This is a genomic window from Pradoshia sp. Z4_20, assembly GCF_058216035.1.
In genome coordinates this window covers 1,164,390-1,177,350 of record NZ_JBZAJD010000001.1, presented here as the reverse complement: position 1 = coordinate 1,177,350, position 12,961 = coordinate 1,164,390, and the positions used below count along the sequence as shown (strand labels likewise).

11 protein-coding genes are annotated in these 12,961 nt (G+C 36.5%); 2 read left to right on the top strand and 9 right to left on the bottom strand.

Annotation, left to right across the window (positions count from 1 at the left end; genetic code table 11):
* Nucleotides 1–139 precede the first annotated feature (139 nt).
* The 8 genes from AC4BHP_RS05605 to AC4BHP_RS05570 all read right to left on the bottom strand — a co-directional run bounded on the left by AC4BHP_RS05605 (nucleotide 140) and on the right by AC4BHP_RS05570 (nucleotide 9,363).
* The gene (locus AC4BHP_RS05605; RefSeq protein ID WP_066103674.1) at nucleotides 140–520 is read right to left on the bottom strand and encodes a helix-turn-helix domain-containing protein; all 381 of its coding nucleotides are present in this window, start codon (nucleotides 518–520) and stop codon (nucleotides 140–142) included.
* A 350-nt stretch (nucleotides 521–870) separates the two neighbouring features.
* Nucleotides 871–2,619, bottom strand: a complete 1,749-nt coding sequence (locus AC4BHP_RS05600; RefSeq protein ID WP_490551566.1) for a glycoside hydrolase family 3 protein — start codon at nucleotides 2,617–2,619, stop codon at nucleotides 871–873.
* An 18-nt stretch (nucleotides 2,620–2,637) separates the two neighbouring features.
* Nucleotides 2,638–3,480: an HAD family hydrolase gene (locus AC4BHP_RS05595; protein ID WP_490551565.1), complete on the bottom strand. Its 843-nt coding sequence runs from the start codon at nucleotides 3,478–3,480 to the stop codon at nucleotides 2,638–2,640.
* A 76-nt stretch (nucleotides 3,481–3,556) separates the two neighbouring features.
* Nucleotides 3,557–4,603 (bottom strand): mannonate dehydratase, encoded by a 1,047-nt coding sequence (gene uxuA / locus AC4BHP_RS05590; protein WP_066103670.1) that lies wholly within the window; start codon nucleotides 4,601–4,603, stop codon nucleotides 3,557–3,559.
* Nucleotides 4,604–4,623: 20 nt separating this feature from the next.
* Nucleotides 4,624–6,042, bottom strand: a complete 1,419-nt coding sequence (gene uxaC, locus AC4BHP_RS05585) for a glucuronate isomerase (protein ID WP_490551563.1) — start codon at nucleotides 6,040–6,042, stop codon at nucleotides 4,624–4,626.
* Between the two features lie 33 nt (nucleotides 6,043–6,075).
* Nucleotides 6,076–6,720, bottom strand: coding sequence for a bifunctional 2-keto-4-hydroxyglutarate aldolase/2-keto-3-deoxy-6-phosphogluconate aldolase (locus AC4BHP_RS05580; protein ID WP_066103666.1), 645 nt, complete (start codon nucleotides 6,718–6,720; stop codon nucleotides 6,076–6,078).
* Between the two features lie 88 nt (nucleotides 6,721–6,808).
* Complete coding sequence (locus AC4BHP_RS05575; RefSeq protein ID WP_066103664.1) at nucleotides 6,809–7,669, bottom strand: SDR family oxidoreductase; 861 nt, start codon at nucleotides 7,667–7,669, stop codon at nucleotides 6,809–6,811.
* A 284-nt stretch (nucleotides 7,670–7,953) separates the two neighbouring features.
* Complete coding sequence (locus tag AC4BHP_RS05570; RefSeq protein WP_066103662.1) at nucleotides 7,954–9,363, bottom strand: MFS transporter; 1,410 nt, start codon at nucleotides 9,361–9,363, stop codon at nucleotides 7,954–7,956.
* Between the two features lie 798 nt (nucleotides 9,364–10,161).
* Here AC4BHP_RS05570 and AC4BHP_RS05565 point away from each other — a divergent pair.
* Together AC4BHP_RS05565 and AC4BHP_RS05560 are read left to right on the top strand one after the other, a co-directional pair.
* Nucleotides 10,162–10,551, top strand: coding sequence for a CidA/LrgA family protein (locus tag AC4BHP_RS05565; protein ID WP_066103659.1), 390 nt, complete (start codon nucleotides 10,162–10,164; stop codon nucleotides 10,549–10,551).
* Complete coding sequence (locus AC4BHP_RS05560) at nucleotides 10,536–11,228, top strand: LrgB family protein (protein ID WP_066103657.1); 693 nt, start codon at nucleotides 10,536–10,538, stop codon at nucleotides 11,226–11,228. The genes AC4BHP_RS05565 and AC4BHP_RS05560 overlap by 16 nt, the downstream gene beginning before the upstream one ends.
* A 36-nt stretch (nucleotides 11,229–11,264) precedes the next feature.
* On the opposite strand, the gene AC4BHP_RS05555 is transcribed toward AC4BHP_RS05560, so the two are convergent.
* Nucleotides 11,265–12,815 carry a hypothetical protein gene (locus tag AC4BHP_RS05555; protein ID WP_148629746.1) on the bottom strand — a complete coding sequence of 517 codons (1,551 nt, stop codon included), beginning with the start codon at nucleotides 12,813–12,815 and terminating at the stop codon, nucleotides 11,265–11,267.
* Nucleotides 12,816–12,961 lie beyond the last annotated feature (146 nt).

Below are 12,961 nucleotides of genomic sequence, written 5' to 3'. Positions count from 1 at the left end.
TTGCATCCCTTTAAATCATAAATACGTAAACTTAAGGTGTAATTCATTCTATACATGCAAAACAGACCGACTTGCTATGCAAATCAGTCTGCCTGTTGAAACCTAATTTTATTTTGCTATTTATTTAGAATCCTGACCCTTATATTTTCTTAACTGGACCAAAATGATCCTCTAAAGCAACCTGCAGTATGCCGATTGAACGTTCCAGCTCTTTTTTCATTAACTTTCGGTAAATTTCTAATTCTTCTTTCCCTTTATCCGTTAAATAATAAATAAAAACTTCTTGAACATTTTCTTGCGGATCGCCGAGTATTTCGGTTCTTTTTTTTACGAATCCGGCTTTATACAATTCTTTATAGGTTTTATAAATTTCCGTATGGGTTGGCGAATAGCCAAATGGTTTAAATTTTTCTCTTAAATCATTTAACACCATGGAACCATAGTCCCTTGGATGAGAAGCAATCTCCAGTAGATAAAGCTTTAAAAATGCTTTTTGTTTTAATAAGAATCCTCTGTTCATTCCCCTCACCTCTTACATTAGACATCACTTTTAATCTTATATTATCAAATTTTTTCTTTCTTGGTGGGTTTTGTGATTTTTTCTTGGTGGCTGGGTTTTTAGAAAAAAACTATGAAGATTTGGAACATAGTTTGTTTAGTTCTTATTAATAAAAACATATGTTATTTTCTCTCATAAAAAGTAATTTTAAATGTTACCGGAGTTATTATACTTTTAGTGTTAATTCATTGAAGTTTATTATCTTAAAGTTAGAATGAACCATTAAAAAAGCGGACCCGCATGCTTAAAGCATGTAGATCCGCATGTTTTTCGTGGACTGAATATAATTTCAATATATCAATGACCGTATATTATAGTCTTGTATCCCACTTATTACACCAAACGTTTTCATTTGGTGTACCATGGAATTCTGATTCACCCATGATCTTGTCAATAACCGCTTTAATTGTGATTTCAGTATCTTTGTATGCATTAATATAGCATTTTACCATTGGCACATCAGTTAAGTGTGTTGTAAAGTTCAATGATACGAATACGGTTGGAACTTCATGTACATACCAAGGGATCTCGTTTGCCATAGCCGTTTTCCATCTGATGCGATAGTTGTTTTCTGCACCATAACCGATGACATTGGCAAATACAAGAGCTGCATCTACTTCTTCACGGTATTTTAATGTAGGGCCCTTAACGCGAGTATTACCTTCGTTAACAGTTACTTCAAAGCCTCTGCTTTCAAGCTCTTTCACAATATAGTTAAGAGTTTTATCATCGCCTTCATAAATGCCGCCTTTTTCACCTTCTAAGAAATACAGGCGAATACGTTTATGTGTTTCTGGGCGAATAGGCAGTTGATCCAATGTGTTTTTAACAAGCGTAATTCCTTTATCTGCAGCTTGTTTAGCACGCTCAATATGATCTTCACAGCCAATTACTTTTAAATCCTCTTCATTGCGGAAGATGGAACCGTCTTTTTGCGCTTTGTGCAAGCCTAGTGTCGCTTTAAAGCCCAGGATTCTTTCTAATGCATCTTGAAGACGTTCTTCTGTAATGATTCCGTTTTTGTATCCATTTAACATGAAGTTGTAATCTTCATCAATATCGTTGAAGAATAAGAACATATCACAGCCCGCCGCAATAGATTGCGGTACATATTCTTCACGTCTCATCGCTGCTGTCATACCAAGCATATGAGATGCATCAGTCAAAACTAGACCGTTGAAGCCTAATTTACCTTTTAGGAGACCATTAATCAGTTCTGGCGCTAATGTAGCTGGCAGGATATCATGGTCTTCTAATTCAGGTACCAATGCTTTTTGATATTCTGGCAAAGCAATATGACCGGCCATAATAGAGTGTACTCCGTTCTCAATATGGTTGCGGTATACTTCACCGAAGGATTTTTCCCATTCGTCTACAGATAATTCATTTACACCCATAACTAAATGCTGGTCGCGTTCTTCTGTTCCATCACCAGGCCAGTGCTTAATACAAACACCAACATTGCTTTCTGTTAATCCTTTAATGTATGAATTTGTATGCTTAATAACCGGTTCAGCAGTTGTACCGTAAGCACGAGTATTTACGATTGTATTTCTCCAGTTTTTTAGGATATCCACACATGGGTCGAAGTTCCAGTTAACACCAACCGCATGCGCTTCACGACCACTTACATAACCGGCATCAAAGGATAATTGTTCATCACCAGAAGCTTCACACATAGCAGCTGAGGCCACATATGTACCATCGTTTACCGCACCATTACCGCCTGCATCACAGTTCGCTGCTACTAGTAATGGAATTTTGGAATCCTTTTGAAGTTCGTTGATAAGTGCTTGTACTTTATCGGATGTAGCCCCCATATAACGAGCCCCGCCGATATGGTATTTTTCAAGCAGTTCTTTGTTTGTGAATGTATTACCGCTGAATTTATCATCACCAAAGAAGAATAGGTTAATAAATAACTGACCGATCTTCTCTTCTGTAGTCATTCCAGCGATTGTATCTTTAACCCATTTAATATCTTCATCAGATAGATTATATGGCTTTGCTTTTAGATCAACCTTTGGCATTGGGATGTTTTTAGCAATTTTTTGAATCATCTGGACTTCCTCCAAACCTTATTTTAAGTTATCGTTGAATTCCTTAATCAATTGTTCTTGGTATTTTCCTGCAAAGCTGCCGTCTAAGAATTTAGCCAAAGCTTCGTTTTGAAAACGATCCCAAGAGAATTTCTCTTTACCAACAAGAATTGGGTAATAAAGAACGTCATTTACCTCAGCAGCAGATAAATCTCCAGGAGCATCACCGATCATCAATACACGAGTGTTTTCATAAGCGAATTTTTTCAATTGCTCTATGCAGTAAGCTTTAGTACCAGCTTCTTGTCCAAGCATGACATCAACATGTACGTTTAGTTCATGTCTTGTCCATTCATCAAGTACAGCTGCACCATTTGCTGATGATACAATCGCTACATCTGCTACATTATTAGCAGCTGCTAAGCCTTCTTTAGCACCTTCAACAGGTTTATCATTTCCAGCCAGTTCTTCCTCAATCGTACGATTAACCGCATGGCTCCACTCTAAAGCTTTCTTTAATTGCTCGTCATTTGTTTCAGCAATCGCTCTTTCAAGTGATGGATTGGAAAGTTCATTCGTTGTTTCAGCCCATTTTTTGAAAGAAGTGATATCAGGCATTTCAATGCCTTCTTTTTCTAAAGCTTCGAAAGTAGCGACAACCCCTTTAAAGCGGTTGATTCCTCTTGTTCTTGTGTAAAGGTTGATATCATTCCATACTTTTAGGAAACGATCTTTAATGTGATGAAGCTCCCATACATCTACTGCACGCGGTCCAAATGCTTCTTCGTGTTTTACACCCATCGTATCCATTGCGCAACCATCGGAATCAACGCATACTAAAAAGTCTTTTGTTTTAACAAATTCTTTGATGTTGTCCTTCATTTCTATACTCTCCTTCTATATGAATAAGCCGATACGAATTCTTACTTGGAAGATTCGCATCGACTTATTTTAATCATTAGCGATTATTTTTATTTACTGCTTCCCATAATCCAATTAGGTAAGTAGCACCTAATGCACGATCATATAAACCGTAACCAGGCTTACCAGTTTCGCCCCAGATCATACGACCGTGGTCAGGACGGATTGGTCCTTCATAGTTGAAGTCTTTCATTGCTTTAATCACTTCATACATATCAACAGAACCATACTCAGATGGGTGAGCACTTTCTTCGAATGACATTCCGCCTGTTAATTTAACGTTGCGGGCATGTACAAAGTTTACGCGGTCTTTCTTACCAAAGTAACGAAGCATTTCTGGGAAATCGTTATTTGGGTGAGAACCAAGTGAACCGCTGCACATTGTTAAACCGTTATATGGGCTGTCATATAGGTTAACGAATCTTTCTAGGTTTTCTTTGTTTGTGATGATACGTGGTAATCCAAAGATATCAAATGGCGGATCATCTGGGTGGATTGCCATTTTTACGCCAGCTTCTTCTGCAACTGGAATAATTTCTTTAATGAAATACTCAAGGTTTTCCCAAAGTTTTTCATGATCAACATTTTTGTAGTGATCAAATAATTGTTGCAGGTCTTCTTTTTTATAGCTGGAATCCCAACCTGGTAAAGAAAGTTCACCTGTTAGTGGATCCATTTTCTTAGCTACTTCTTCTTCGAAGATAAGAGCTGTAGAACCATCTGGAAGACGGTATTCTAAATCTGTACGTGTCCAGTCAAAGATTGGCATGAAGTTGTAGCACACAACTGGGATACCAGCTTTACCAAGGTTACGTAAAGTCGTTTTGTAGTTCTCGATATATTTGTCACGAGTTGGCAAACCAATTTTGATATCTTCATGAACCGGTACGCTCTCGATAACAGAGATGTGCATACCAGCATCTTCTACAGTCTTTTTCAATTCTTCGATTTTATCCATCGGCCAAGCTTCACCAACCGGGATATCATAAATAGCTGTTACAATTCCTTTCATACCTGGAATTTGACGGATGTACTCCAAAGGAATACTATCAGTTTTTCCATACCAACGGAATGACATTTCCATAGTAAGTTTCCTCCTAAAAATTATTGAAGATCTATATTAAAATAGTTCTTAGCGTTATTAAAGCAGATGTTTTCAATTAAGTTTTGCAGCAATGCCGGATCATTTGGAATCTCGCCAGATTCTACCCAAGTACCAATTAAGTTACATAGAATGCGGCGGAAGTATTCATGTCTGCTATAGGAGATAAAGCTGCGTGAATCTGTCAGCATCCCTACAAAGTGACTTAATAATCCTTGATCAGCTAGAGCTGTCATTTGGCGAATCATGCCTGGTTTAGTGTCATTGAACCACCAGCCAGAACCAAATTGGATTTTACCTGCGATACCTTCCTCGTTTGTTTGGAAGTTTTGAATCGTTGTTCCAATCAGTTCGTTATAAACAGGATTCAAATTATACACAATTGTTCTAGGCAGGGAATCCCTGATTTCTAACGCGTCTAGCAGCGCATTTAATGGTGCGGCTACTTCGCCTTGATCACTGATGGAGTCAAAGCCTGCATCAGGTCCTAATCTTTTGAACATTTTTGTGTTGTTATTGCGGATTGCACCAAAGTGAAGCTGCATTGCCCAGCCTCTTTCTGTGTAGGCCTTTGCAAGAGCAATCAAGATGGCTGTCTTGAATTTATTTTCATCCTCTAGGCTTACAGCTTTACCACTGCGTCCAGATTGATAAATTCCATCTAATTCGCTTTCATCGAATTCAGCAAATGGAACCTCAGATAGACCATGGTCAGAAATTCTGCAGCCTTTTTCGTGGAAATATTGAACTCGATCTAATAGAGCCGCAATATAATCCGCATAAGTTGCTAATGATTTGTCAGCAACCTTTTCAAGAGTCTCCACGAATGGAACGAATGTAGCTTTATTGATTTCCAATCCTTTGTCAGGTCGGAATGAAGGAAGAACCTTCACTGGGAAATCAGGCAATTCAGCGATTTGCGCATGATACATAAGATCATCCGTCGGATCATCTGTCGTGCCAATTACTTTTACATTTGAGCGTTTGATGAGTTCGCGAACAGAAAAATCATCTTGCTGCAACAATTCATTACAACGGTTCCAAATGCTTTCCCATGTTTGTTCGTTTAATAATTCTTCAATACCGAAGTAGTTTTTTAACTCAATATGAGTCCAGTGATACAAAGCGTTTCCAACTGTATATGGAACAGTTTTAGCCCAAGCCTCAAACTTCTCCTTCGGATCGGCATCACCAGTAACATACTTTTCAGGAATCCCATGTGCTCTCATTGCTCTCCATTTATAATGGTCACCTTCGAGCCATAGTTCAGTTATATTTTTAAATTTACGATTCTCTGCAATATCCTTTGGGGATAAATGGCAGTGGTAATCATAAATAGGCATATTCTTAGCGTATTCATGATACAACTTCACAGCTGTTTCATTTTGCAATATAAAGTTTTCATGTATAAATGAACTCATCCGCTTTACCCTCCTTTATGTAGCAGGTCTTGATTATTTATTTTGAAGTGTTGCTAAATGGTCCATAAACTCTCTTGCAACTGCTTGGACAGAGCTGTAATCTCCATCTTTCACATTCTTCGTTAAGGCACTTCCGATACCTACTGCAAATGCACCAACTTCGATCCAGTCAGCCAAGTTATCCTTGCTAACACCGCCTGAAGGCATCATTTGAACATGTGGAAGTGGTCCGTGTACATCCTTAATGAAGGATTTGCCAAGAAGGCTTCCAGGAAACATTTTGATAACATCAGAACCGTATGTAACAGCCTCCATTACTTCAGTTACGGATCCGCAACCTGGTAAGTAAGGAACACAATAACGATTACACATTAATGAAATGTTTTTATCAAAGTGTGGACTCACGATATAGCGTGCACCCTTCATAATAGCAAGACGAGCTGTAGCTTCATCTAATACTGTTCCAGCACCAATGATCATGTTGTCATCATTCATGCTTGCAAGTTCAGCAATAACGTCACCTGCATCAGGTGTTGTAAATGTAATTTCTAAAGAACGAATACCGCCTGCATATGCTTGTTTAGCAATTTCAACAGCTTCTTCTTTTGTCTTACCGCGAACAACTGCTACAACATAGCCTTTGCGCATTTCATTTAATACTTCAAATTTTGGTAACATAACATTCACACTCCAGTTTTCGAGTCGATATCAACAAAACAAATAGCGATAGATTAATCGCTATTTGTTTTCAATTTTTTAGCCCTAATTAAACACCAGAATATGCAGAGAACGCACCATCAACTGGGATGATTACGCCATTAACAAAGCTGGATGCTTCATGGCTTGCAAGGTATAACATTGTTCCAACAAGCTCTTCCGCTTCACCAAAACGATCCATCGGCGTATTGCGAAGGATTTTCTCAGAACGCTCAGTGTAAGAGCCATCTTCGTTTTTCAACAATTTTTCATTTTGTGCTGTAACGAAGAATCCTGGAGCAATTGCATTAACACGGATTCCAACTTTAGACATGTGAACCGCTAACCATTGTGTAAAGTTACTTACTGCAGCTTTCGCACCGCTGTAAGCAGGAATTTTTGTTAATGGTGTGTATGCATTCATAGAAGATACATTGATGATTGTTGCACCTTTACGATTTACCATATCACTTGCAAATTCTTGAGAAGGTAATAAAGTACCTAAGAAATTCAAGTTGAATACGAATTGAACTCCTTCTGGATCTAAATCGAAGAAAGTGATTGTATCTTTCAATTGACCATTCAAATCTTCTGGGAATAAATATTCTTTAGTAGTAGTTCCAAGTGGATGGTTACCACCAGCACCGTTGATTAAGATATCGCAAAGTCCTAATTTTTCTTTTACAACTGCGTGTGCAGCTTTTAGGCTTTCTTTGTCTAATACGTTTGCTTCAACACCAATCGCAATTCCGCCTTTTTGGCGAACTTCTTCAGCTTTCTTTTCAGCATTTTCTAAAGCGCGGTCAAGAATGGCAACTTTCGCTCCACATGCAGCCAAAGCATCAACAAATGCTCCGCAAAGGATTCCAGCGCCGCCTGTAACAACCGCAACTTTATCTGTTAAATCAACTTTAAAAGGTAAAGTAGTCATTTCGTCATACCTCCATATATTTGCATTGAAATTTTCATAAACACTATGTATACGTGTTATTGCATGCTTGTATACTAGCATACTTGACGAGTTATATCAATAATTTATTTTTCTAAATTTGAACATAACTCATACATTAAATGCCCATTACTTATCATGCTCTACCAGATTCAAAGTATGTACGTAATTCATTAAATACTCTTCCTTTTACATCCTTTTCTTCTTTTTACAAATTCCCCAATAACAAAAAAAGATAGCCCATTTAAGAGCTATCTCTTTACTAATTATTTTTTACGTCTTTCAGCAATATCAATTGCAAGTTGCTCTGTACGTTTCTTGTTTAATGGGTACAAGAACATTAGGATTAAGAAAATAACTGCATAGAACAACGCTGGTGCTAATGTACCAAGTGCATGAATTCCATTTAACGTACCTTCTGTTTGTGTTTCAAGTGCTGCATTGTAACCAACTGCAGCGATCAAGAAACCGCCAAGACCACCAGCAACGGCTTGACCTACTTTACGAGCGAAGGAGTAAACTGAATAAATCGTTGCATCTTCACGTAAACCAGTTAAGAACTCATGATAATCAATAACATCCGTTACAAACGCCCAAATAACAACGTTTAAGAATGCTGTACCAAACATACCAAGTGCTGCAATCCATACAAATGTCATTGCATCAATATCTTTCAGCATGAATAGTACGAAGTAAATGATAGCCGCAAATCCCATACCAATAGAAGCAATTTCTTTTTTACCGAAACGAGCAACTAATGGTTTAACCAACGGCATTGCTATAAATGCTGTAACTGTAGTCATAACACCAACAAGACTTAACGCTGCAGTGCTAGTGAAATAATCTTTAAATAGGTATACGTTTACTGCTCCCATAAGCATGCTGTTTGTCATGAATAATAAAGATGCAGTTAAAATCCAAATAAGTGGTTTGTTTTGACCGATCGCTTTAAGCGTTTTACGAAGATCCATTTTTTCTGCATCATTTGTTTCAGGAACGATACGTTCAGTTGTTAATTTGTAGCAACCGATGTAACAAGAAATTGCCAACACACCAAAGATACAAGCAGCCATAAACATACGATTTGCATCGATTTTGTTATCAACAAAGACAATCATTGGTCCGACTGCATTGATGATCAAGCTCGCAAGCATCATACCTGCTGTTCTGTAAGTAGATAAAGAAGTACGTTCAACTGGATTATCTGTCATAACAGAAGCCATAGATCCGTAAGGAATATTAACTGTACTGTACAAAGTACCCCAAACGATATATGTTACGAACGCCCATGCCAAGTAGAAACCATCACCCATACCAGGAATCGTAACGAACATTAAAACCCCTGAGAAAACTAATGGGAATGACATTCTTAGTACCCATGGTCTAAATTTACCATTTTTAGTTGGTTTTCTAGTGTCAATAAAACGTCCCCAAGTTACGTCTGCTACTGCGTCCCATAAACGAGCAGCCATGAAGAGCGCACCAACTGTCGCTGCATTGATGCCAAAAATATCGGTATAGAATACCATTAAGTAAGCACTTACCAATAAGAAAAAGAAATCGTTTCCAAAGTCACCTAATAGATATCCAATTTTGTCCCTCATGCCGAAAGGACGAACATTAGGAGTAGGGTTTTCTTTTGGTGAGCCTTGTTTTTTCAAAGCTTCTGCACTCATTTAATTACCTCCAAATACTATAATAGTTATAAATGACGAAAATACCGCCAAGCAGGTTCAAACACTTACACTCCATACTTCCATCAATCTTTTGTAAACAGTAAAGGCTTCTTAACTGGTAGTATATACTTACTCCTAAATTTTATTTACATTTCATTTTGCTCATTATTTCACAAAGAAAAGTAAAATAAAATGCAGGAGGTAAAATTGTTCTAAAACTGATCATTAATATTTCGTGTAAAAATAAATTATAATTACTATTGCTCATTATTTCACAAACAAGAGTAAAATAAATGTTTGAAACTTCTTCTTGGTTCAAACTATGTTTCGTTCATTTACACTAGTATACTAGCATGCGCATGATCAGATTAAAAGACCTTTTTTTAATTTTTTAGGAGGTAAAATAAACCAAACAAGAATCCTCACTAATTTTTCTGTTTCCGTTTTCATAATCAAAACTTTAAACGGTACAAAGCTGAACAGATAATGACTTACGTTTTTCTAGCTTATAAAGGGTCTTATTACTTCTCTCTTCATATGCATATAATCATCCTCTTATCACCGCTTAATCTAATGAGAAATCAATATAGAATGTTTTTGGAAAAGCGAGCAACAAAGCCTCTGATTTGTCCTAATCTAACAGGATTCAAAAAGCTAATAAGATGTACTAGCTAAAGTACAAGTGCAATTTCCATAAAGTGCAAATTGTTTGACTTGTCAGAAGGGAAGCGTAATATCAAATTATCATTTAAATTTGGAGGTGAAGGTTACTTTCACTCTATAGTAGCCAATACGTTCATGAAACATTTAGTCATATGCTCGCAAATCGTTGTTCTTTTTCTTTTTTATTATATCGGCGTATTCATACAAGAGCTGTTTAGCATTCCCATCCCTGCAAGTATCATCGGGTTATTATTACTGTTAGTTTGCTTAAAATTCAAAGTAATTCCAGTTGAATATATTAATCGTGGAGCTGGTTTTTTAATTGCTTTCTTGCCTTTGTTATTTGTTCCAATCTGTATCGGTGTTATAAAGTATCCCGAGCTATTCTCCTCTAAAGGTTTCATCATTATGTTTGTCGTATTTATTAGTACAATCTTTACCCTGCTGATATCCGGAGGAACCAGTCAGATTCTCGAAAATTCAGTGAACAAACGAAAGGATCAAAATAAATGGGGAAATTACTGATTGCCATTTCGATTATTATTATAACTGTCATCATATTTCTTTTATTGAATAAACTCTATATCCGATTTTCCAATCCATTTCTTTTGCCGATCTTAACAACAACCATTTTAATTGTTTGCATCCTTTCAGTTTTTAATATTTCTTATGATACATACATGATTGGCGGAGAGTGGATTAATCAATTACTTGGTCCTGCAGTAGTTGCACTTGCTTTTCCGCTTTATAAACAATGGAGAATGTTGAAAGATCATATATTCGTCATTTTAGGAGGTGTCTTTCTTGGCGTATTGGCAGGAATGGTTAGCGGACTTCTATTTAGTAAGCTGGCTGGTGTAGCCGAAGAGACTGCCGTTTCCATACTGCCAAAATCATTAACTACACCGGTTGCTGTACAGATCTCCGAGGAATTAGGCGGGGTTCCAGCATTAACAGCTATTTTTGTCATGATAGCAGGTCTAACCGGAGCTATTTTAGGGCCGCTTATTTTAAATCTATTCCACATAACAAATCCCGTTAGTAAAGGGATTGCTTTGGGCAGCGCATCCCATGCAATTGGTACCTCAAAGGCATTTGAATTCGGTGAATTAACCTTTTCCATGAGTTCTATCTCCATGACATTAAGCGCTGTTTTTGGTTCCATTATAGGACCAATTATCATGAACCTCTTTATTAACTAGGGGTAAAAAAAGTCCGTTTTTGCTGAAACGGACTTTTCATATACTTTGCGCTACCTCTTTAATCCCGTAATTTTCGTTCTCAATTTGTTTCACCTTATCGCTGCATTCCTGTAATTGTTGATTCAGTTTGATAAGCTCCTTTTCATATTTACTTTTAATCTTATTCTCCGTTTCAATCATGAAATCAATATCCGTTAATTCCTTCTGTATTTGTTTAATCCCAATTCGATCAGCCCGTTTAAAGTCACTATCCGAATCTAAAATATCTCGGACTAAGCTCTCAAGAAGCTCATCCACTTTTTTCTCTTTACCAAGCTGATCAAGTGTCACTGACATATTCAGCAATTTATTAGTAAATTGTTTGATTAAACTGGTTTCCAATATTTCATTGCTTTTGGATGCAGCTAATTGGTTTAATTTTTTTTGGATGTGAATGTACTCAGTACGATGTTTTTCAAAACTTTGATTTATCTTCAACTCATTTATATCCATAAAAAGGAGTGTTGATTTAAGCTTGTACATTTCGATATTCAATCGTTCCTGAATATGTTTTTTTTGATTTGCAAATTCGTTTATCCGCTGCCGGGATTTATGGACAGATGAACTCATTTCGATATGTTTCATTTCTAATAAATCAGAATGATACTCCAATTGACGGTATTCCTCTACCCTTCTTTTCCATTCATTCAGGAATAACACTGGACTGGATACAGAATTTTCATCGCATAAATACGCTAAAGTTATCTGCATTAGGATAAAAGGCATTAGCCTTTTTTTTATGGCATGATGCTGATAGTTTATTTGAAGGACTCTGCCTCCAAGGACATAGGGTGTAATAAAATATGGAGAAGTTAATAATTTTGTCGTAGGGGAAATATTTTCTTGATTGATTAATGGGATATTCATTGGAAGCTTTTCATTGTAGTTCATTAAAAGCTTTGTAAACATATCAAAAAATGAAGGAAGACTGATATTTGATACCTGAATAAGTAAAGTGGATAATTCTATTTCTTTAAAAACCTCAATTGACAAATAATTTGCAGGCAATTGTTGAAGAAGGATCCATTTTTCATCCTCTGAGAGCTGAATTATAAATTCATATATAGTGTTTAAAAAATCCTGCTGATCCTCAACTGAAAGATTTTGAAAGCGATATTCCACCTCATAAAATAGCTGTCTGAGCTGATAGTGAATAATGTGATGGATCCTTGTAAACTCAATTTGTTCCGTGTTTTGAAGGAATGATTTTTCCTGATTTATATATATTTGATATACTTTTTCAACAATTTCTTCACATTGATTATCCACATGGAAAGCTTCACTATAATAAACACCTTCTAGTTCAAGTGTTTTATTCATTTCCTGAAACAAACTGACCTGCAATGCCTCATCTGAGAGATGAATATATTCATCGGTTTTTTCAAGAAGGCAGTTTACATAATCAGTGTTATGTTTCCTAGAAATGATTTTGTTAAAATTAAATGGGATTAGTTCTTTTAGATTTAAATTCGTTAATAAACTATAAATGATTCGTAAATCGGCTCCTTTCAACGAATAGATACTGTTAGATAATAAAGTTCCATCCATATAACTCACTCTCCCGACCTTAACAGATAGAAACATTTTAACATGGAAATAGTTGTTAATATACGTGTGAGTGTAAATCTTTTTCAATTTAATTAAGATTGATAAAAGTGTAATTCATAAAAAGCGGGACAAAGAATGGTTTAACT

Excerpts from the sequence above, each read along its gene's own strand:
- AC4BHP_RS05605 (WP_066103674.1), bottom strand. The coding sequence starts at position 520 with ATGAACAGAGGATTCTTATTAAAACAAAAAGCATTTTTAAAGCTTTAT.
- AC4BHP_RS05600 (WP_490551566.1), bottom strand. The coding sequence starts at position 2,619 with ATGATTCAAAAAATTGCTAAAAACATCCCAATGCCAAAGGTTGATCTA.
- AC4BHP_RS05595 (WP_490551565.1), bottom strand. The coding sequence starts at position 3,480 with ATGAAGGACAACATCAAAGAATTTGTTAAAACAAAAGACTTTTTAGTA.
- uxuA (WP_066103670.1), bottom strand. The coding sequence starts at position 4,603 with ATGGAAATGTCATTCCGTTGGTATGGAAAAACTGATAGTATTCCTTTG.
- uxaC (WP_490551563.1), bottom strand. The coding sequence starts at position 6,042 with ATGAGTTCATTTATACATGAAAACTTTATATTGCAAAATGAAACAGCT.
- AC4BHP_RS05580 (WP_066103666.1), bottom strand. The coding sequence starts at position 6,720 with ATGTTACCAAAATTTGAAGTATTAAATGAAATGCGCAAAGGCTATGTT.
- AC4BHP_RS05575 (WP_066103664.1), bottom strand. The coding sequence starts at position 7,669 with ATGACTACTTTACCTTTTAAAGTTGATTTAACAGATAAAGTTGCGGTT.
- AC4BHP_RS05570 (WP_066103662.1), bottom strand. The coding sequence starts at position 9,363 with ATGAGTGCAGAAGCTTTGAAAAAACAAGGCTCACCAAAAGAAAACCCT.
- AC4BHP_RS05565 (WP_066103659.1), top strand. The coding sequence starts at position 10,162 with ATGAAACATTTAGTCATATGCTCGCAAATCGTTGTTCTTTTTCTTTTT.
- AC4BHP_RS05560 (WP_066103657.1), top strand. The coding sequence starts at position 10,536 with ATGGGGAAATTACTGATTGCCATTTCGATTATTATTATAACTGTCATC.
- AC4BHP_RS05555 (WP_148629746.1), bottom strand. The coding sequence starts at position 12,815 with ATGGATGGAACTTTATTATCTAACAGTATCTATTCGTTGAAAGGAGCC.